This is a genomic window from uncultured Allobosea sp. (genome assembly GCF_945956895.1).
Classification (GTDB): domain Bacteria; phylum Pseudomonadota; class Alphaproteobacteria; order Rhizobiales; family Beijerinckiaceae; genus Allobosea.
In genome coordinates, this window is the sequence record NZ_CAMFJF010000058.1 from 1 (window position 1) to 18,446 (window position 18,446).

Sequence of the window (18,446 nt, forward strand, 5' to 3'; positions counted from 1 at the left end):
CGTCGTCCTGCTGGACGGTCGGCGTTGCGGGAATCGTGCAGGTGAAGGCCATCGGGGTCTCCTCGGTCGGGGCGCCGGCTCGCCGGTCGTCCCGATCAGGCTCCGGCCGGGCCGCTGGCGGCCGACATTGTCCAAGCCTGCTGGATGGCCATCTGGATATCAAGCCGTTGCGCGATCACCCGCGGTCTCTGCGATCCCGTTAACGGAAGAGGCAGGGCTTGCTGCTATATCCATGGGCACGCAGGAGCGAGCCGCCGGTCCCGCCACGGCTGGCGCCGGCGACCTCAAGTCTCTACATGGACAGCTGTTCCGCGGGACCCGGGACATCGAACCGATCGAGCCGATGACGAAGACCGTTCATCCTATGCCGACGCTGGACCACCCGGACGCTCACGCTTTCCGCGATGCCATGGCGCAGGTCGCGAGCGCGGTGCATGTTGTCACCGCCGACGGCCCGGGCGGGCGCATCGGGTTGACGGCGACGGCCGTCGCCTCCGTCTCCGATTCTCCGCCCACGGTGCTCGTCTGCATCGCCCGGGGCAGCCGCACGCTGACGGCGATCGAAGCGAGCGGGGCGTTCTGCATCAACACGCTGCCGGAGCAACTGGTCGACCTTGCGGAGATCTTTGCCAGCCGGCGGGGAATCGAGGGCGAGGCGCGCTTCGACACCGCCCGCTGGGGCAGGCTTGCCACCGGGGCGCCGGTCCTGCTCGATGCGGTCTCGGCCTTCGACTGCCGCCTGGTCGCGACGCATGACGTCGCCAGCCATCGCATCGTGATCGGCGAGGTGGCCGGCCTCGGCGGCGCCGGGCGCGGCGCGGGGCTGATCTATCGCCATCGCCGTTTCAGCGCGGTTTAGGGGCCGCTCTCAGCCTCGGTCGGTGCTGATCAGACCCTTTGTCGATATCGCGATCCTGCGGTCGGCGAGCGCCTTCTGATCGGCGGCCGGCAGGCGGAAGGCCGGTGGCGTCGGCCAACCCATCTCGCGGGCGACGACGAGGCCGAGCAGCAGGATGGCGTCGGGCGCATCCATCAGCAGCGCCGCGGGGGCCTTGCCGGCATGGACCAGCTCCAGCAGCACGGCCGAAGCCGAGGACGAGCCGATCGTGCCGGGCAAGGCGAGGATACGGCCGGCGATGTTCTGCCCGCGTTCGGGATGGCGTGCGTCGATGATCGTGCCGCTCGTGGGATCGACGCCGCCCCAGAAGCTGATCGGGGCCGTCAGCGCCAGGCATGAGCCGGTGAGGGCATCGCCGGGCAGGAGGATCTCGGCCTTCAACTCCATGTGCGGGTTTCCCTGACGAGCCGGCCGGCCACCGCGCTCTCGACGCATTCCGAGAGCGAGCCATAGGTCACGGCATAACCGGTATTGCCTGGCGCGTAATGGGCGAACTTGCCGGAATTGGTCATCAGCACCGCGCCTTCCAGCTCCGGCAGGATCGGCGTGACGACGACGCAGGTGTCGACGACGAAAACCACGCCTGCCGCTTCGAGAGCGGTGCGCCGGCCTTGCGCTTCGAGAGGGCCGACGACATGGCGGCCGGTATTGGCGTAGAGCGGCACCTTCAGCCTGCGCCCGGCCATCAACCCTTCGAGTTCGCCGATTTCAGCCAGCGACAGGTGCGGCGAGCCGATCGCGACGGCGTCGATGCGGTCGGTTTGCCCGGCTGTCGACAGGCGGGCGAGCGCGGCGGCAATATCATCCGGTGTCAGCGCGACCATTTCGCGCGGTGCGAGGCAGCCCAGAGCCGTTGATGCGTCAGGTGCTTCGGGCGTCACGCCCGCGACATGGAAGAGCCCGACGCCGCCGGCCGAGGCAGCGGCCGCGCCGAGCGCCTTGAGCCGGTCTTCGGTGGTGCAGCCTTGCAGACCGTCGATGACGGCGACGTCGCTGCCGGCCCGGCGGCCCAGGATCGTGCCGAGCACGGGATAGAACACATCGGAGGTGCGGAGTTCGCGGGAGAGGCCACCGACATCGATCAGCAAGGTCGCGATCCGATTTTCGGGACGGTGCAGGCCGTAATCCGGGGCGCGGCCGGCGATGGCGCAGGCGATGTCGAGGAAATCGCCATAGCGGTTGGTCCGGGCGCCGAGCACCGAGTTGCAGAACACGACTGCGTTGGACTCGCCCCAGGCGACGTCGCTGCCCAGCGCGGGCCTGTGCCCGGCCTGATAGGGCGCGCAGGTCCAGCTCGGCTCGCAGCCCATCGCCTCATAGGCGCGCATCATGCGCCGGGCCATGTCGCGCTCGTGCGCGGCCAAGCGGATCGCGGCGCAGCCGGCCGGCGCCAGCGACCCGACGTTCAGGCTGGCGCGCACGCCGACGCGAGCGCCGCCCGCGACCAGCTTCTCCGCGAAGAGCGTGCCGGAATCGCCATGATAGAGCGCGCCGTCGATATGGGCGGAGGCGATCGGAATGAGGCGCGGCGCGCCCATCAGGCGGGCGGCCTCGGCGACGATCCGCATCGCCATGGCCGCGCCTTCGCCGAGGCTGCCGCCGGCGATCGTGCGTTCGTCTGGGGTGAGCTCGAGCATCGGTTCTCCCGGATGTGCGCAGGCTCCAGGCCGGGCGCCTCTTGTGCAGGCGGGGGCTTTGCGACCATGGATAGGGAATTGGATAGCCTTCGAACCGCGCCGGCCGCAATCGCCCGTGTCGCGGTGACCTGATGCGGGAGACACGCCATGGCGATGACGATGAACGGCGAGGCGACATTGCCGGCCGCCAAGGACGTGGTCTGGGCCAAGCTGAACGATCCGGAAGTGCTGAAGGCCTGCATCCCGGGTTGCGAGCAGCTCACCAAGGATGACGACACGCATCTCTCCGCCGTGGTGAAGGTCAAGCTCGGCCCGGTGAAGGCGACCTTCAAGGGCAAGGTCGAGCTCAGCGAGCTGGATCCGCCGAACGGCTATCGCATCTCCGGCGAAGGCGAGGGCGGCATCGCCGGCTTTGCCAAGGGCGGGGCGCGGGTGCATCTGAGCGATGCTGAAGGCGGCCAGACCCTGCTGCGCTACGAGGTCGAAGCGCAGGTCGGCGGCAAGCTGATGCAGCTCGGTTCGCGCCTGATCGATTCGGTGTCGAAGAAGCTCGCGGACGAATTCTTCGCCAATTTCGCCAAGGCGGTGAGCGAGGGCTGAGCGAACAGCCTGGCTCTATCGAACCGGCCGTCATTGCGAGGAGCGAAGCGACGAAGCAATCCAGGGGGGCTGGGCTGAACAGCGCTCGCCCAGTCCCCCTGGATTGCTTCGCTCCGCTCGCAATGACGGCTGAGGCGGTTTCGAGGCGCCGGTGGCGGAATGTCTCAGGACGCTTCGCGCAGGGTGGTAAGCGCCTGGGTGACGGCGGCCTCGGCAGCGCCGACCTGACGTGCGATGCCGGCGGCGGCCGCGTTGGCTCGTTCCAGTGCTGTCTGGGTCATGTCGAGGCTGCCATTGACGGCATTGGCGCTTTCGATCGCGGCGTCCGAGCTATCGACGACCATCGCGGCATCATGCGCGATCGTGGCGGTGACCTTGCTCTGCTGGGTGACGGCTTCGGAGATCGCCTCTGAATCGAGGCGTATGGCGTCGACGGTCGCGGCGATCGCGGCGGCATGGGTACCGCAGGCTTCCGCGCTCTCGGCAAGCTCGGCGATCTGGCCGGCGATGTCCTGCGTAGCGCTTGCGGTCTGGGTCGCCAACGACTTCACTTCTGCGGCGACGACGGCGAAGCCGCGGCCGGCTTCGCCGGCGCGGGCGGCCTCGATCGTGGCGTTGAGGGCGAGCAGATTGGTCTGCGCGGCGATATCGGCGATCATGCCGACGACCTTGCCGATATTGCCGGTGGCTTCGCGCAAGCGCAGGACGGCCTCGTTCATCTCGCCGGCATCGAGCACGGCCCGATGCGTGATCGAGAGGCTCTGCCGGGCGCGCTGGCCGATATCGGCGATATTGGCCGACATCTCCTCGGTCGCGGCAGCGGTCTGGAGTGACTTTTCGCGCACGACGACCGAGGCGCTCGCCACCTTCCCGACGGTGTCCTTGATGAAGCTGGTGGTCCGCCCGGTTTCATCCGCCGTCGCGACGAATTCCTCGACGGCGCTGCTGATCGTGTCGTCGAGATTGGCGATGCGCGTCCTGAGTTGGACGGCAGCCTCGTCGAGGGTGGAGGCGCGGCGGCGGGCGTCGCTCTCCTCGATCTCCTGGTTGATCGTCATCGCCGTGTTGACGTCATAGGTCAGGATGCGCTCGATGATGAAGATGTCCTCGGCGAATTTCGCGGGCGAGACGAAGGCGCGCCTGCGGTTCGCGAGGCAGATTTCGCGCACCAGCGAAAAGGCGACCGAGGCGCGGGCGCGGGTGCGGACATTGGCCTGGCGCTCGAGCTGGCAGAGGCGATCCATCGAGGCGATATAGGTCGTGTCGAAGATGCCTGCGAACAGCAGACGGAAGTGATCCGCCTCGGCAGGGTAGAGCGCCTCGGCCACCGGAAGCACCGTCTCGCGAAGCGGCGGGTGGATGACGAAGGCTCGATCGAAATCGGCCTGGACCAGTCCCTCGATCAGCCGATCGACGAGCGGCCGGTAGCGCTGCAAGCGCTCGCGCTGTGCCTCTCCATAGCCGATCGCCGTCAGGCGACGCTGGATCTGGTCCATGATCAGGGGCACGAATTCGCTCATGTGGGGATGCCTGCCACGCGAGGAGTCTGGCAGCGGCTCATTAAGATTTCGCCAATCTGCATCCGGGGAATACCGGGAAGGCGAAATCTCCCGGAACTCGGCGAAAATCAGGACTTTCGGAAAGCGTCGTTCCGCTTGACCCCGGAAAAACGCGGGTCCACATTCGATTTTGAGCTGTTCCAAGGAAAGCCTGCCTGATGAGGCCGGTCGTTCCGCGGCATCAGCCCGGCCCAATCCCAGGGAGGGGATGGTCCGGCGTCAGAGACGGGTCACAGGAGATATGCTCATGGCCACTGTTTCGCTGACGGTGAACGGCAAAGCCGTCACCGCCACTATCGACCCGCGCACCCTTCTGGTGCAGTTCCTGCGAGAGAACCTGCGGCTGACCGGGACCCATGTCGGCTGCGACACCAGCCAGTGCGGTGCCTGCCTCGTGCATCTCGACGGCAAGGCGGTGAAATCCTGCACGACGCTCGCCGTTTCCGTGGACGGCGCTTCGGTCACGACGATCGAGGGGCTCGCCAGCGGCGACAAGCTGCACCCGATGCAGGAGGCTTTTCGCGAGCATCACGGCCTGCAATGCGGCTTCTGCACGCCGGGCATGATCATGTCCGCCGTCGACATGGTGAACCGCCGCGGCCACGACCTCGACGAGAAGACGATCCGCGAGGATCTCGACGGCAATATCTGTCGCTGCACCGGCTACCACAACATCGTCAAGGCGATCGCCGCCGGGGCCGAGGCCATGGGCAAGGGCGCCGCGCCGGCCCGCCAGGCCGCCGAATGAGGCCCGCGCCCGCGCCTAGCGGTGCGGGCTCAGTGGAGCAGGTCCTCAATTCTCCGAATTTCGGAACTGCTCCAGTCTCTTGTCTTGCCGCATTTTCTTCACGCGAACCGGTGTCCACTTCGCTCGAAAATGCTCAAGTCCTTCATGCGTTCCATGCAGTGAGGCGCCCGGTAGAGGCGCCGTGCGAGGAGGGAACATCATGTCCGCCACGGGAATCGGCGCCGCAGTCCGCCGCAAGGAAGATCACCGTTTCATCACCGGCCAGGGCCGCTATACCGACGACGTCAACCGGCCGGGCCAGGCCCATGCCTATTTCCTGCGCTCGCCGCATGCGCATGCCAAGATCAAGGCGATCGACACCAAGGCCGCCGCCGGGATGCCCGGCGTGCTCGGCATCTTCACCGGGGACGACCTCGCCACCGACAAGATCGGCGGTTTGATCTGCGGCTGGATGATCCACAACAAGGACGGTTCGCCGATGCGCGCCGGCCCGCACCCGGCATTGGCCCAGGGCAAGGTGCGCTATGTCGGCGACCATGTCGCCGTGGTGGTGGCCGAGACGCTGGCGCAGGCGCGCGACGCGGCCGAGGCGATCGCAGTCGACTATCAGGAACTGCCGGCGGTGGTCGATACGGCCAAGGCCATCGGCGCCAAGACCGTGGTCCATGACGAGGCGCCTGACAACAGCGTGTTCAACTGGCATCTCGGCGACAAGGACGCGACCGAGAAGGCTTTCAAGGCGGCCAAGCACGTCACCAAGCTCGACCTCGTCAACAACCGCCTCGTGCCGAATGCGATGGAGCCGCGGGCTGCCGTCGGCGACTACGACGCGGGCGAGGGCATCTTCACGCTCTACACCACCAGCCAGAACCCGCATGTCGCGCGGCTCGTGCTCTCGGCCTTCATCGGCATCGCGCCTGAGAACAAGCTCAGGGTGATCGCGCCGGATGTCGGCGGCGGCTTCGGCTCCAAGATCTTCATCTATGCCGAGGAGACGGTCTGCGTCTGGGCGGCGAAGAAGGTCGGGCGGCCGGTGAAGTGGACGGCCGATCGCACGGAAGCCTTCCTCTCCGACGCGCATGGCCGCGACCACGTTACCCATGCGGAGCTCGCGACCGATGCCGAGGGCAAGATCCTCGCCATGCGGGTCAAGACCACCGCCAATCTCGGCGCCTATCTCTCGACCTTCTCGTCCTCGGTGCCGACCTATCTCTACGCGCCGCTGCTGTCGGGCCAGTACGACATCCCGGCGATCTATTGCGAGGTCGATGCGGTCTACACCAACACCGCGCCGGTCGATGCCTATCGCGGCGCCGGGCGGCCGGAGGCGACCTTTGTGGTCGAGCGCCTGGTCGAGGTCACCGCGCGCCAGCTCGGCAAGGACCCGGCCAAGTTCCGGATGCTGAACTACATCAAGAAGTTCCCGCACCAGACGCCGGTCATCATGATGTACGATGCCGGCAATTATGGCGCCTCGCTGAAGAAGGCGCTGGAGATGATCGACTACAAGGGGCTGGGCAAGCGCAAGCGTGACTCGGCGCGCGCCGGCAAGCTGCGCGGCATCGGCTTCTCCTCCTATATCGAGGCCTGCGGCATCGCTCCCTCCGCTGCGGTGGGATCGCTCGGCGCGGGCGTGGGCCTGTGGGAATCGGCCGAGGTTCGGGTCAATCCGGTCGGGACGGTCGAGGTTCTCACCGGCTCGCATAGCCACGGCCAGGGCCATGAGACGACCTTCGCCCAGCTTGTCTCCGACAGGCTTGGCATCCCCATCGACAATGTCTCGATCGTCCATGGCGACACCGACAAGGTGCAGATGGGCATGGGCACCTATGGCTCGCGCTCCGGCGCGGTCGGCATGTCCGCGATCTTCAAGGCGCTCGACAAGGTCATCGCCAAGGGCAAGAAGGTCGCCGCCCATGTGCTGGAGGCCGACGAGGCCGATATCGACTTCGCGGACGGGCATTTCTCGGTGAAGGGCACCGACCGCAAGCTCGATTTCGGCTCCTGCGCGCTGCAGGCCTATGTCGCGCACAAGTTCAACGGGCAGGAATTGGAGCCGGGGCTGAAGGAGGGCGCGTTCTACGACCCGACCAACTTCACCTTCCCGGCCGGCGTCCATATCTGCGAGGTGGAGATCGATCCCGATACCGGCGTGACCCGGATCGAGCGCTGGGCCGCCGTCGACGATTTCGGCAATGTCATCAACCCGATGATCGTCGAGGGGCAGGTCCATGGCGGCATCGCGCAGGGTGTCGGTCAGGCTCTGCTGGAAGGCGCGCGCTACAATGCCGACGGGCAGCTCGTGACCGCGAGCTTCATGGATTACACCATGCCGCGCGCCGACGACCTGCCGTCCTTCGATGTCGGCATGACCGTGACGCCGTGCCCGTCGAACCCGCTGGGCATCAAGGGCTGCGGCGAGGCCGGAGCCATCGCCTCTCCGCCCGCCGTGATCAACGCCATCACCGACGCGCTCGGCCATGAGGACATCGCGATGCCGGCGACGCCGCAGGCGGTGTGGCGCGCGGCACAGAAGAGCGTGAACCGGATGGCTGCGGAGTAACTCTCGCGGTCATCCCGGACAAGCTGCGAAGCAGCGCCGATCCGGGATCCATGCCTGAACCGTTCCGGCATGGATCCCGGCTCTCCGCTTCGCTCCGGCCGGGATGACGAGGCGGATTTCAGCAAGGGATCATATCCATGTACGCTTTCACCTATCACAAGCCCACCAGCGCCCGGCAGGCGGCGACGCTGCTCGCCAAGAAGGAGGACGCCAAGCTCCTGGCCGGCGGCCACACCCTGCTGCCGACGATGAAGCAGCGCCTGGCCTCGCCGACCGCGCTGGTCGATCTCGGCGCCTGCCCCGACCTGAAAGGCATCAGCCGCAAGGGGCGCAACCTCGTCATCGGTGCGATGACGACCCATGCCGAGGTCGCGGCTAACGCCGAGGTGCAGGAGGCGATCCCCGCGCTGGCCTTCCTCGCCGGCAGCATCGGCGATCCGCATGTGCGTCATCGCGGCACGATCGGCGGCTCGGTTGCCAACAACGACCCGGCGGCGGATTATCCGGCGGCGCTGCTGGCGCTCGGCGCCACCGTCATCACCAACAAGCGCAAGCTGACGGCGGAGGAGTTCTTCACCGGGCTCTACGAGACGGCGCTGGAGGAAGGCGAGATCATCACCAAGGTCTCGTTCCCGCTGGTCTCGAAGGCGGGCTATGCCAAGTTCCGCAACCCGGCCTCGCGCTATGCCATGGTCGGCGTCTTCGTCGCCAAGCGGGGCAGCGATATCCGCGTCACGGTGACCGGAGCGGGCGAGGGCGGCGTCTTCCGCTGGCCGGAAGCGGAAGCGGCGCTGAAGGCGCGCTTCGCGTCGAAATCGCTCGACGGGCTGAAGCACACGGCGAAGGGCATCAATGGCGATATCCATGCCGATGCCGAGTACCGCGCCCATCTGATCGGCGTGATGGCCAAGCAGGCCGTGGCGCAGGCGACGGGGAAGTAGGCGAGGGGCTGCCGTCTTTGTTCTCTTCCGACCGTCATGCTCGCCCTTGTGGCGAGCATCCACGTCTTGAACACCGCATGGCATCGATCAAGACGTGGATGGTCGGGACAAGCCCGACCATGACGTGGAGAGGGGCGCAAAGCGGACCGGCGTTTCGTCGACTTGACCCTTTGCCCTCTTCCACGCCTAGCTCATCGCTCATTCCCGAGAGATGCCCGGGTCAAGCCCGGGCATGACGTGTGTCTTGATGTCCAGTCCATTGCCTTCCTCCATCGATGCCACGCTCGCGCTCCTGCAAGGGCAGGGCTATGTCGCCGACCGCGCGCTTGCGACTGTGCTGTTCCTGGCGCTGCGGATGAAGCGGCCGCTCCTGCTGGAGGGCGAGGCCGGCACCGGCAAGACCGAGATCGCCAAGGTTCTGGCCGCAGGGCTCGGCCGCCGGCTGATCCGCCTGCAATGCTATGAAGGGCTCGATCTCGCCTCCGCCGTCTACGAGTGGAACTATGCCGGGCAGATGATGACGATCCGGCTGGCGGAAGCCGGCGGCGCGGCCGGTGATCGTGAGCGGCTGGAAGGCGACATCTTCTCCGAGAAATATCTGGTGAAGCGGCCGCTCTTGCAGGCGCTGGAGCCGCAGGAGGGCGGGGCGCCGATCCTGCTGATCGACGAGCTCGACCGCACCGACGAGGCCTTCGAGGCCTTCCTGCTCGAAGTGCTGGCCGATGCGCAGGTGACCATCCCCGAGCTTGGCACGATCCGGGCGGCCGAACCGCCGATCGTGATCCTGACCTCGAACCGCACCCGCGAGATCCATGACGCGCTGAAGCGCCGCTGCCTGTATCACTGGGTCGGCTATCCCGATGCCGTCCGCGAGCTGGCGATCCTCAAGGCCAAGGTGCCGGATGCTCCGGCCAAGCTCTCGAAGCAGCTCGTCGCCTTCGTGCAGGCGATCCGCAAGGAGGAGCTGTTCAAGGCGCCGGGCGTCGCCGAGACGCTGGACTGGGCGACGGCGCTGGTCGAACTCGATGCCGTCGCGCTCGATCCAGCCATCGTTTCGGATACGCTGGGCGCGTTGCTGAAGTATCAGGACGATATTCAGGCGATGCAGGGCTCGCAGGTGAAGGAGCTTCTGGATCGGGCCAAGGCGGAGGCGGGGCGCTAGGCGTTACGCATCGCGAAGCAAGAGGACGATGCCATGAACGCGGATATCAAGGCCGTCGAGGCGACGGTCCGGACCTATCTCGACGGGCTCTATGAGGGCGATGCCGAGAAGCTCGCCCATGTCTTCCATCCGACCAGCGCTCTGACCACGGCGCGCGACGACGGCGCGATCCAGATCGTCCAGCGCGACGCCTGGCTCGACGCCGTGCGCAACCGGCCGGCGCCGCAGGCGGCGGGCCTGCAGCGCGACGACCATATCCTGACCATCGATCTCGTCGGGCCGACGCTGGCGCTGGTCAAGGTGAAGTGCCAGATGCCGCCGCGCTATTTCACCGATCTGCTCTCGCTCCTGAAGATCGAGAGCCGCTGGCAGATCGTCCAGAAGGTGTTCATGACGGAGACGCGGGGTTGAGCCCATCCTCAGCCCTCATCCTGAGGAGGCCCGCAGGGCCGTCTCGAAGGATGGTCCAGATGGTTCCGGAGCCTCCAGGAGCATCCTTCGAGACGCCGCGTACCGCGGCTCCTCAGGATGAGGGCTGTGGGGGCGGGCAGCTGTGAGCGGCAAGCTTGCCGAGAACGTCGCCTATTTCGCCCGCGCGCTGCGCGCGGCGGGGCTTCCGGTCGGGCCGGGCGCCGTGGTCGAGGCGATCGCGGCTCTGGAAGGCGGGGCGCTCGGCGGGCGCGACGATGTCTACTGGGCGCTGCATGCGATCTTCGTGAAGAAACATGAGGATTCACCCGTCTACGATCAGGCCTTCCGACTGTTCTGGCGCCGGCGCAACCTGATCGAGAAGATCATGGCGCAGATGTCGCCGGTTTCGCCTCGTGCCGATAGCCAGCCGGAGAAGGCCGAGGCCGGGGCGCTGCGGGTTGCAGAAGCTTTTGCGCCCCCGCCGCGCGAGGACGAGCCGCCAAAGGAACTCACGGAGTTGACGGCGCGGCTCACCGTCTCCGATCGCGAGATGCTGAAATCGCGCGATTTCGCCCAGATGAGCGCGGCCGAAATCGCTCGAGCCAAGCAGTTGATCGCCGAGCTCAGGCTGCCCGACGACAGCATCGTGACCCGCCGCTTCCGGCCGGCGCATCGTGGCACGCGCATCGATCCGCGCCGGACGTTTCGCCAGTCGCTGCGCGGCGGCGGCGGTTCGATCGATCTCGCCTTCCGCGAACGGCGCGAGGTGCATCCGCCGGTCGTGGCGCTGGTCGATATCTCCGGCTCGATGGCCGAGTATTCCCGCATCTTCCTGCATTTCTTGCATGCGCTGACCGAGAAGCGCCGGCGCGTGCATTCCTTCGTCTTCGGCACACGCCTGACCAATGTCACGCGGATGCTCAGGGCGCGCGACCCTGACGACGCGCTGGCGCTTGCCGGCAAGGCCGCCCCGGACTGGGAGGGCGGCACGCGCATCGCGACGGCCCTGCACGATTTCAACCGCATCTGGTCGCGACGCGTGCTGGCGGGCGGGGCGATCGTGCTGCTCTTCACCGACGGGCTGGAACGGCATCTCGATGACAGCCTCGGTTTCGAGATGGACCGGCTGCACCGCTCCTGCCGGCAACTCGTCTGGCTCAACCCGCTGCTGCGCTACGAGGCCTTCGCGGCTAGGGCGAGCGGCATCCGGGCGATGCTGCCGCATGTCGACACGTTTCGCCCGATCCACAACCTCGCGGCGATGGCCGATCTCTGCGCCGCGCTGTCGCTGGATGCAGGGCGGGAGAGCGATCCGCGCCTGTGGTTGAAACGGGCAGGTTGAGGCATGATGCCTGTCCAATGCCGTCCCGCGCGCCTCCCTTCTCCCCTTGCGGGAGAAGGTGGCTCGGCGAAGCCGAGACGGATGAGGGGTCTCTCGACATATCGAGAAGCGTCGCGCGACCCCTCACCCCAACCCTCTCCCGCAGGGGGAGAGGGGGCCGGTCGCGTTACCCTGCGAGCTAACAAGGTCCTCCGACCATGATCAGCACCGAAACCGACATCCTGCGCGCGGCCGAGGACTGGGCGCGTGGCGGCCGCGGCGTCGCCATCGCGACCGTGGTCGAGACCTGGGGCTCGGCGCCGCGCCCGGTCGGGTCCCATCTCGTCATCGACGGGGAGGGGAATTTCCTCGGCTCGGTCTCGGGCGGCTGTGTCGAGGGCGCCGTGGTGGCCGAGGCCGCCGATGTCATCGCTGACGGCAAGGCGCGCATGCTGGAATTCGGCGTCGCCGACGAGACCGCCTGGCAGGTCGGCCTGTCCTGCGGCGGGCGCATCAAGGTCTATGTCGAGAAGGTGAACTGAGATGGCCTCCTGGGAAACCCTCGTCGCCTTCGCGACGGTGACCATCCTCGTCGCCTATTTTCCGGGGCCGGCGCTGCTCTATACCGCCGCCCAGACGATCAGCCATGGCCGCAAGGCCGGGCTGATGGCGATGCTCGGCATCCATCTTGGCTGCTACCTGCATGTCTTCGCCGCCGCCTTCGGGCTTTCGGCCGTATTCAAACATGTGCCGGAACTCTACATGGCCGTGAAGATCGCGGGCGCGCTCTACCTGATTTGGATTGGCATCGGCATGATCCGCTCGCGCATGGGCTCGCCCGACCAGCCGGTCGCGCCGCCGAAGACGGTGAAGCGCGCGCTGCTTGATTCCTTCATCGTCGAGATCCTGAACCCCAAGGTCGCGCTGTTCTTCATCGCTTTGCTGCCGCAGTTCGTCGATCCGGCAGCCTCGCTGCCGGTCTGGGTGCAGTTCCTCATCCTCGGCACGGTCGTGAATTTCGCCTTCTCCTCGGCAGATCTCGTCACCGTCTTCGGCGCCTCGCTCGTTGTCGGCGCGATGAAGAAGACCAGGGCGAGCTTCGCCTTCGGGCGCTGGATCGGCGGCTCGCTGATGATTGCGCTGGGCCTCAAGCTCGCGACGGACAGGGGCTGAGCGGTGGAACTCTCGACCCTCGCCGCGCTCAATGCCGAACGGCAGGCACGCCGCGCGGCCGTGCTGGTCAGCGATCTCGCCGGCGGCACGCAAAGGCTGGTGAAGCAGGTTGCGATCGCGGCCGACCCGCTGGCCGAGCTGCTGGAGCGGCAATTGCGCTCAGGCAAGAGCGGCATGGTCGAGGCGGACGGCACATCCTATTTCCTGACCGTGCAGGCGCCGCATCCGCGCGTGGTCGTGACCGGCGCCGTCCATATCTCGCAGGCGATGGCGCCGATGGCACGGGCGCTCGACCTCGATCTCGTGGTGATCGATCCACGCACCGCCTTCGCGACGCCGGAGCGCTTCCCCGAGGTGACGCTGCTGGCCGAATGGCCGGAGGAGGCGATCGGCCGGATCGGGCTCGATGCCTACACCGCCTTCGTGGCGCTGACGCATGACCCGAAGATCGACGATCCCGGCCTCGTCGCGGCTTTGCGCTCGGATTGCTTCTATGTCGGCGCGCTCGGCAGCCGGAAGACACATGGCCGGCGGCTGGAGCGATTGGCGGAAGCCGGCTTCGACGCTACGACGACGGACCGCATCCATGCGCCGATCGGACTCGATATCGGTGCGGTCTCGCCGGCCGAGATCGCGCTCGCGATCCTGGCCGAGATCGTCCAGACGCTGCGCGGCCCGCGCCGCAAGCCGGCCTGAGGGCGGATAATGAAATTCGGACCGGTTGCCATCGCCGACGCTGTCGGCAGCATTGCGGCGCATACCATCCGCGCCGATGGAACCATCGTGAAGAAGGGGGCGACCCTGACAGTCGATCTGGCCGCCAAGCTTGCGGCAGCCGGCGTCACCGAGATCGTCGCGGTCCGGCTGGAACCCGGCGATATCGACGAGAACGCTGCGGCGGAGCGCCTGGCCGGGCGGATGGTCGGCGAGGCTATCGTGGCGGAGGCGCCCTTCACCGGACGGGTCAACCTGTTCGCCACGCAGGCAGGCGTGCTGCGCATCGATGTCGCGGCGATCGACGCCTTCAATGCAGTGGACGAGGCGATCACCGTCGCGACCTTGCCTGCGCTCAAGGCGGTCGTTGCGGGCGAGCTCGTCGCCACCGTGAAGATCATCCCCTATGCGGTGCCGCAAGCGCTGGTGGAGCAGGCGCTCGCCGCGCTGGGCCAGGCCGCGCCGGTTTCGGTAGCAGCCTATCGGCCGTCGAGCGTGGCGGTGATCTCGACGCTGCTGCCGGGCCTGAAGCCGAGCGTGGTCGACAAGACGCTTCGGATCATGCGTGACCGGCTGGAGCCGGCGGAGGCGCTGCTGGCCGCGGACAAGCGTGTGCCGCATGAAGCCGAACCATTGGCCGCCGCCATCGCCGAGCAGGCGGCGGGGAAGGCGGATATCATCGTCGTCTTCGGCGCATCGGCCATCACCGACAGGCGCGACGTGATCCCGCAGGCGCTGGTGGAAGCGGGGGGCGAGGTCGAACACCTCGGCATGCCGGTCGATCCCGGCAACCTGCTGATGCTCGGCCGCATTGCCGGCAAGCCGGTGATCGGCGCGCCGGGCTGCGCCCGCTCGCCGAAGGAGAACAGCTTCGACTGGGTTTTGCAGCGTTATCTCGCCGGTGTCCCCGTCGGGCGTCGTGACGCCCAGAAGATGGGCGTTGGCGGCCTGTTGATGGAGATCGTCTCGCGGCCGCAGCCGCGTGCTCCGGGGGCGCCGGATAGCGGTCCGCTCGCGGGGATCGTGCTGGCGGCCGGGCAGTCGACACGGATGGGCGCGGAGAACAAGCTGCTGCAACCCCTGCGCGGCAAGCCGATCCTGCGCCATGCCGTCGAGGCGCAACTGGAAGCGGGCTTGAGCCCCGTCATCGTCGTGACCGGCCATCAGCGCGCCGAGGTCGAGGCGGCGTTGTCCGATTTGCCGCTCCGTCTCGTCCATAACCCCGATTATGCGTCAGGCCTCGCCGGCTCGCTCAAGGCCGGAGTCGCGGCACTCTCGCCGGAGGTGACGGCGGCGGTGATCTCGCTCGGCGACATGCCGAATGTCACGCCTGCGGTGATCGAGCGCCTGGCGCAGGCACATCGCACGCAGCCCGAGGCGCTCGCGGCCGTACCGACCCTGTTCGGCCAGCGCGGCAACCCGGTGCTGCTGACGCGGGCGATCTTTCCCGCGGTGTCGCTGCTGAGCGGCGACCGCGGCGCGCGGCGATTGCTCGACGAAGCCGGGGAGCGCGTTGTCGAGGTCGCCTTCGAGGACCCGGCCATCGCGATCGATGTCGACACGCCGGAGGCTTTGAAGGCGTTGCGGGGCTGAGAGCGCGGCGCTGTGGGATAGCTTTCCAACCGCCGCCCGTCATTGCGAGGAGTGAAGCGACGAAGCAATCCAGGGGCGGCAGCGCTCTATGCCCCCCTGGATTGCTTCGCTACGCTCGCAATGACGGAGGGAGTTCTGTGCTTCAGCGCAGCCAGTGGAGCCCGAGCGTTCCGTAATATTCGGAGGGCCGGTCGCTCGTCTTCTGCCAGCCGCCGGAGAGGCGCCATTCCAGGCCGAGGAGGCGCAACCCGGTGAGATGCAGGCCGAGCCGCAGCTTGCGGTAATCACGCTCACGATAGGCTTCGATTTCCGGCCCGAGATAGAAGCCTGCCGGGATCTGCCAGCCCGGCGCGACCCGTCCCCAGACGCGCCCGTTCACCGAGGATAGGTAGCCATTCGCCTGGACGACCATCCCGGAGGTGGGGACGATCCAGAGATCCGCCTGCACCCTGGCACCGTAACGGGTGCCGACGAAGGAGGGCCCGAAAGACTCGATCCGCTGCTCGCTCTCGCTATCCGAACCGGCATAGAGCGCGAGGAAGCTGTCGCCGATGCGCCATTCGTAGCCGAGCAGCGCCTGCGATTCAGCCTTGTAGGTCACGCCATGCGGCCGGTGGCGGCGGGTCTGTTCCTGCGAGCCGCCGGCCTTGACGAAAAAGCGGAAGCCGCTTTCGGCGAGGCCGCCACCGATGGAGCGCTTCATTCCGACGGAGAGGAAGGTCTTGGTCGGCCCGGCTTCCATGGAACCGAAAATCACCATCGAGAGCGGGCTGCGCTCGGCTTCTTCCTCCTCCGCGCCGGCGGCAGAAATCGGGGAGGCGGCGAGACTCATCGCCAGCCCGGCCAGTCCGGCCTTGCCCACCCGGTACGCCACGCAAGCCCCCACGCCCGCTATCGCGCAGGCTGCCTATTCGGCAGCCTGCCTCAGGATTGCAGCAGTTTGGCAGTAGACTGGCAAGCTTTTGTTAACCAGACGGGAGCAGGCTCGATCTATCCGGCAAAGCTTTCAGTCCTTAGCGGAGGGGAGGTGGCGATGGTTTCGACCGATTTCATGCGGCAACTTGAAGGCTATGGGCTGACCACGGCGACGATCCTCTACCGGATGCCGGATCATCTCAGCGTCCTGCAAACCTATATCTGGCAGCAATACGATCTGGCGCCGCGCTTCCCTGTCCTCCAGGATTTCCTCGACTTCTGGAAGCGCGAACTGGAGGGGCCGCTTCATTCCGTTACGATCGCTCACTCGCGCCTGATCAGGCCCGCGGAAATCCGCACCGTGAACGGCGTACTGACCTTGCATTGAGCGCTTCGCGGGATTGCCGGCCCTGAGCCAGGGGCATTGAAAGCCTGCGTGGGGCTCGCTTGTTGGCCGGTGTCCGGCCGTGCTAGGCGGGCGCTTCCGCTTCGGCACGGCCTGTTCCTTTGTCATCTCCTCTGCGTACATCCGGACTTCTGACGGCGCTGGCGGGTCTGCCCGGGGAGCGCATCGCCGTCGGCACGATTATCGCCGCATTGCAGGACAGGGCCTATGCGCTGCTCGTCGTCCTGCTCGGCCTGCCCAACTGCCTGCCGATGCCGCCGCCGATCCCGCTGGTTTGCGGATTGGTGCTCGCCTTCGTCGCGGTGCAGATGCTGACGGGGCGGCGGATGCCGTGGCTGCCGCAGGCGTTGCTCAAGCGCAGCATCGGTAAGCTCGAGCTCAACCGGGCGGTGGCGCGGGCGCTGCCGGCGCTGACCTGGCTCGAGCGTTTCTCGCAGCCGCGCCTGACGATGCTGGGCGGAGCCTGGGCCATTCCCGTGCTGGGGCTGGTGATCCTGATCCTGGCGCTTGGCCTGATCGTGGCCGCGCCCTTCATCGGCCAGATCCCGCTCGGGCTTGCGGTCTGCCTTGTCGGGCTCGGGCTCGTGGAGCGCGATGGAGTGCTGATCATCATCGGCGCTGTGGTCGGCGCCGCCGGCCTGCTGCTCAGCGCGGGCTTTGCCTACGCGATCTTCAGCGGCATCCACGAGCTGTTCTTCTAGAGGTCCGCCGCCCGTCCGGCTCGTGGGTCGTCAGGCGGCGGCGAGGATTTCGGCGAAGGGATTGTCCAGGCGCAGCAGGCGGTCGATCTCCGTCGCTGGCACCGCCTTGGAGAAGAGGAAGCCCTGCAATTCGTGGCAGCCGATCGCCTGCAGGAAGCGGTGCTGCTCGGCGGTCTCGACGCCCTCCGCACAAACGCGCAGGCCGAGCGCGCGCCCGAGATGGGCCATCGAATGGACCAGGATCGCGGATTCGCCCGTCGCTTCCATATATTCGAGGAAGGAACGGTCGATCTTGATCTTGTCGAAGGCGAAGCGCCGCAGATAGATCAAGCTCGAATAGCCGGTGCCGAAATCGTCGAGCGCGAGGCCGACGCCATGGGCCCGGATATCCATCATCGCGGCTTCGGCGGCGTCGGCATCCTCGATCAGCACGCCTTCGGTCAGTTCGAGCTCGAGCTGGGCCGGGTCGAAATCCGTTTCCTCGATGGTGCGGATAACGTTGGCGACGAAGTCCTTGTGGCGGAACTGGATTGGCGAGACGTTGACCGCGAGGCGGATGCCCTTCCAGCGCTTGGCCTCGGTGCAGGCGCGCCGGAGCACCCATTCGCTGAGCGGCACGATCAATCCGCGCTCCTCGGCGATGGCAATGAAGTCCGAGGGCGGGATCATGCCATGGGCCGGGTGCTGCCAGCGGACAAGGGCCTCGACGCCGACGATGGTCGAGCCGTCGACGGAGACCTGCGGCTGGTAATGCAGCATGAGCTGGTCGTTATCGATGGCGTGGCGCAGGTCGTCCTCGACCATGCGCTTCAGCTGCATCGAGCGGTTCATTTGTGACTCGAAGAAGGCGTAGCGGTTGCGACCGCTGTTCTTGGCCTCGTAGAGCGCGGTATCGGCTAGCTTGAGCAGGGCTTCGCGGCTGGTGCCGTCGCGCGGCGCCATGGCGATGCCGATCGAGGAGCCGATGGTGACCTCGGCGCCGGTGATGGTGAAGGGCTCGGTCAGGCTGGCGAGAATGCGCTCGCCGAGCGCGGCGCAGCCGGCCGGCGTCGCGGAATGCGTCTGGATGATGCCGAACTCGTCGCCGCCGAGCCGCGCGACCGT

General features: G+C 67.1%; 19 protein-coding genes. 14 read left to right on the plus strand and 5 right to left on the minus strand.

Features of this window, described 5'->3' with window-relative positions:
• The first annotated feature begins 232 nt into the window (after window positions 1-232).
• Window positions 233-859: a flavin reductase family protein gene (locus Q0Q02_RS19620; RefSeq protein ID WP_293811938.1), complete on the plus strand. Its 627-nt coding sequence runs from the start codon at window positions 233-235 to the stop codon at window positions 857-859.
• A gap of 9 nt (window positions 860-868) precedes the next feature.
• Here the strand turns inward: Q0Q02_RS19620 and Q0Q02_RS19625 are convergent, their stop codons facing one another.
• The gene (locus Q0Q02_RS19625; RefSeq protein WP_293811940.1) at window positions 869-1,285 is read right to left on the minus strand and encodes a DUF126 domain-containing protein; all 417 of its coding nucleotides are present in this window, start codon (window positions 1,283-1,285) and stop codon (window positions 869-871) included.
• Window positions 1,276-2,535: an aconitase X catalytic domain-containing protein gene (locus Q0Q02_RS19630; protein WP_293811942.1), complete on the minus strand. Its 1,260-nt coding sequence runs from the start codon at window positions 2,533-2,535 to the stop codon at window positions 1,276-1,278. The genes Q0Q02_RS19625 and Q0Q02_RS19630 overlap by 10 nt, the downstream gene beginning before the upstream one ends.
• 147 nt (window positions 2,536-2,682) lie before the next feature.
• On the opposite strand from Q0Q02_RS19630, the gene Q0Q02_RS19635 reads away from it, so the two are divergent.
• Window positions 2,683-3,135: a CoxG family protein gene (locus Q0Q02_RS19635; RefSeq protein WP_293811944.1), complete on the plus strand. Its 453-nt coding sequence runs from the start codon at window positions 2,683-2,685 to the stop codon at window positions 3,133-3,135.
• A 164-nt stretch (window positions 3,136-3,299) separates the two neighbouring features.
• Here the strand turns inward: Q0Q02_RS19635 and Q0Q02_RS19640 are convergent, their stop codons facing one another.
• The gene (locus Q0Q02_RS19640; RefSeq protein WP_293811945.1) at window positions 3,300-4,655 is read right to left on the minus strand and encodes a methyl-accepting chemotaxis protein; all 1,356 of its coding nucleotides are present in this window, start codon (window positions 4,653-4,655) and stop codon (window positions 3,300-3,302) included.
• A gap of 286 nt (window positions 4,656-4,941) precedes the next feature.
• Between Q0Q02_RS19640 and Q0Q02_RS19645 the strand changes: the two genes are divergently transcribed.
• The 10 genes from Q0Q02_RS19645 (at window position 4,942) to Q0Q02_RS19690 (ending at window position 15,320) form a co-directional block, all read left to right on the plus strand.
• Window positions 4,942-5,442 (plus strand): (2Fe-2S)-binding protein, encoded by a 501-nt coding sequence (locus Q0Q02_RS19645; RefSeq protein ID WP_293811947.1) that lies wholly within the window; start codon window positions 4,942-4,944, stop codon window positions 5,440-5,442.
• A gap of 199 nt (window positions 5,443-5,641) precedes the next feature.
• Complete coding sequence (locus Q0Q02_RS19650; RefSeq protein WP_293811949.1) at window positions 5,642-8,005, plus strand: xanthine dehydrogenase family protein molybdopterin-binding subunit; 2,364 nt, start codon at window positions 5,642-5,644, stop codon at window positions 8,003-8,005.
• A 137-nt stretch (window positions 8,006-8,142) separates the two neighbouring features.
• Window positions 8,143-8,946 (plus strand): xanthine dehydrogenase family protein subunit M, encoded by an 804-nt coding sequence (locus Q0Q02_RS19655; RefSeq protein WP_293811950.1) that lies wholly within the window; start codon window positions 8,143-8,145, stop codon window positions 8,944-8,946.
• Window positions 8,947-9,193: 247 nt separating this feature from the next.
• A complete protein-coding gene (locus Q0Q02_RS19660; protein WP_293811952.1) occupies window positions 9,194-10,108 on the plus strand; it encodes a MoxR family ATPase in 915 nt (304 codons plus the stop codon).
• 33 nt (window positions 10,109-10,141) lie between these two features.
• Window positions 10,142-10,519, plus strand: a complete 378-nt coding sequence (locus tag Q0Q02_RS19665; RefSeq protein ID WP_293811954.1) for a nuclear transport factor 2 family protein — start codon at window positions 10,142-10,144, stop codon at window positions 10,517-10,519.
• Window positions 10,520-10,661: 142 nt separating this feature from the next.
• A complete protein-coding gene (locus Q0Q02_RS19670; protein WP_293811956.1) occupies window positions 10,662-11,861 on the plus strand; it encodes a VWA domain-containing protein in 1,200 nt (399 codons plus the stop codon).
• A gap of 197 nt (window positions 11,862-12,058) precedes the next feature.
• Complete coding sequence (locus Q0Q02_RS19675; protein ID WP_047574650.1) at window positions 12,059-12,382, plus strand: XdhC family protein; 324 nt, start codon at window positions 12,059-12,061, stop codon at window positions 12,380-12,382.
• A gap of 1 nt (window position 12,383) precedes the next feature.
• Window positions 12,384-13,013 (plus strand): LysE family translocator, encoded by a 630-nt coding sequence (locus Q0Q02_RS19680; RefSeq protein ID WP_293811959.1) that lies wholly within the window; start codon window positions 12,384-12,386, stop codon window positions 13,011-13,013.
• Window positions 13,014-13,016: 3 nt separating this feature from the next.
• Window positions 13,017-13,709: an XdhC family protein gene (locus Q0Q02_RS19685; RefSeq protein WP_293811960.1), complete on the plus strand. Its 693-nt coding sequence runs from the start codon at window positions 13,017-13,019 to the stop codon at window positions 13,707-13,709.
• A gap of 9 nt (window positions 13,710-13,718) precedes the next feature.
• Window positions 13,719-15,320 (plus strand): molybdopterin-binding/glycosyltransferase family 2 protein, encoded by a 1,602-nt coding sequence (locus tag Q0Q02_RS19690; RefSeq protein ID WP_293811961.1) that lies wholly within the window; start codon window positions 13,719-13,721, stop codon window positions 15,318-15,320.
• A 142-nt stretch (window positions 15,321-15,462) separates the two neighbouring features.
• On the opposite strand, the gene bcsS is transcribed toward Q0Q02_RS19690, so the two are convergent.
• Window positions 15,463-16,194 (minus strand): cellulose biosynthesis protein BcsS, encoded by a 732-nt coding sequence (gene bcsS / locus Q0Q02_RS19695; protein ID WP_293811963.1) that lies wholly within the window; start codon window positions 16,192-16,194, stop codon window positions 15,463-15,465.
• A gap of 159 nt (window positions 16,195-16,353) precedes the next feature.
• Here bcsS and Q0Q02_RS19700 point away from each other — a divergent pair, with 159 nt between their 5' ends.
• Window positions 16,354-16,623 (plus strand): usg protein, encoded by a 270-nt coding sequence (locus Q0Q02_RS19700; RefSeq protein WP_293811965.1) that lies wholly within the window; start codon window positions 16,354-16,356, stop codon window positions 16,621-16,623.
• Window positions 16,624-16,742: 119 nt separating this feature from the next.
• The gene (locus Q0Q02_RS19705; RefSeq protein ID WP_293811967.1) at window positions 16,743-17,342 is read left to right on the plus strand and encodes an exopolysaccharide biosynthesis protein; all 600 of its coding nucleotides are present in this window, start codon (window positions 16,743-16,745) and stop codon (window positions 17,340-17,342) included.
• A gap of 30 nt (window positions 17,343-17,372) precedes the next feature.
• Here the strand turns inward: Q0Q02_RS19705 and Q0Q02_RS19710 are convergent.
• Window positions 17,373-18,446 (minus strand): bifunctional diguanylate cyclase/phosphodiesterase (locus tag Q0Q02_RS19710; protein WP_293811969.1); only part of this gene is annotated, 1,074 nt, incomplete at its 5' end.

What these genes read in the sequence shown, in the direction of transcription:
- Q0Q02_RS19620 (WP_293811938.1), top strand. Translation starts at nt 233, where the DNA reads ATGGGCACGCAGGAGCGAGCCGCCGGTCCCGCCACGGCTGGCGCCGGC.
- Q0Q02_RS19625 (WP_293811940.1), bottom strand. Translation starts at nt 1,285, where the DNA reads ATGGAGTTGAAGGCCGAGATCCTCCTGCCCGGCGATGCCCTCACCGGC.
- Q0Q02_RS19630 (WP_293811942.1), bottom strand. Translation starts at nt 2,535, where the DNA reads ATGCTCGAGCTCACCCCAGACGAACGCACGATCGCCGGCGGCAGCCTC.
- Q0Q02_RS19635 (WP_293811944.1), top strand. Translation starts at nt 2,683, where the DNA reads ATGGCGATGACGATGAACGGCGAGGCGACATTGCCGGCCGCCAAGGAC.
- Q0Q02_RS19640 (WP_293811945.1), bottom strand. Translation starts at nt 4,655, where the DNA reads ATGAGCGAATTCGTGCCCCTGATCATGGACCAGATCCAGCGTCGCCTG.
- Q0Q02_RS19645 (WP_293811947.1), top strand. Translation starts at nt 4,942, where the DNA reads ATGGCCACTGTTTCGCTGACGGTGAACGGCAAAGCCGTCACCGCCACT.
- Q0Q02_RS19650 (WP_293811949.1), top strand. Translation starts at nt 5,642, where the DNA reads ATGTCCGCCACGGGAATCGGCGCCGCAGTCCGCCGCAAGGAAGATCAC.
- Q0Q02_RS19655 (WP_293811950.1), top strand. Translation starts at nt 8,143, where the DNA reads ATGTACGCTTTCACCTATCACAAGCCCACCAGCGCCCGGCAGGCGGCG.
- Q0Q02_RS19660 (WP_293811952.1), top strand. Translation starts at nt 9,194, where the DNA reads ATGTCCAGTCCATTGCCTTCCTCCATCGATGCCACGCTCGCGCTCCTG.
- Q0Q02_RS19665 (WP_293811954.1), top strand. Translation starts at nt 10,142, where the DNA reads ATGAACGCGGATATCAAGGCCGTCGAGGCGACGGTCCGGACCTATCTC.
- Q0Q02_RS19675 (WP_047574650.1), top strand. Translation starts at nt 12,059, where the DNA reads ATGATCAGCACCGAAACCGACATCCTGCGCGCGGCCGAGGACTGGGCG.
- Q0Q02_RS19680 (WP_293811959.1), top strand. Translation starts at nt 12,384, where the DNA reads ATGGCCTCCTGGGAAACCCTCGTCGCCTTCGCGACGGTGACCATCCTC.
- Q0Q02_RS19690 (WP_293811961.1), top strand. Translation starts at nt 13,719, where the DNA reads ATGAAATTCGGACCGGTTGCCATCGCCGACGCTGTCGGCAGCATTGCG.
- Q0Q02_RS19700 (WP_293811965.1), top strand. Translation starts at nt 16,354, where the DNA reads ATGGTTTCGACCGATTTCATGCGGCAACTTGAAGGCTATGGGCTGACC.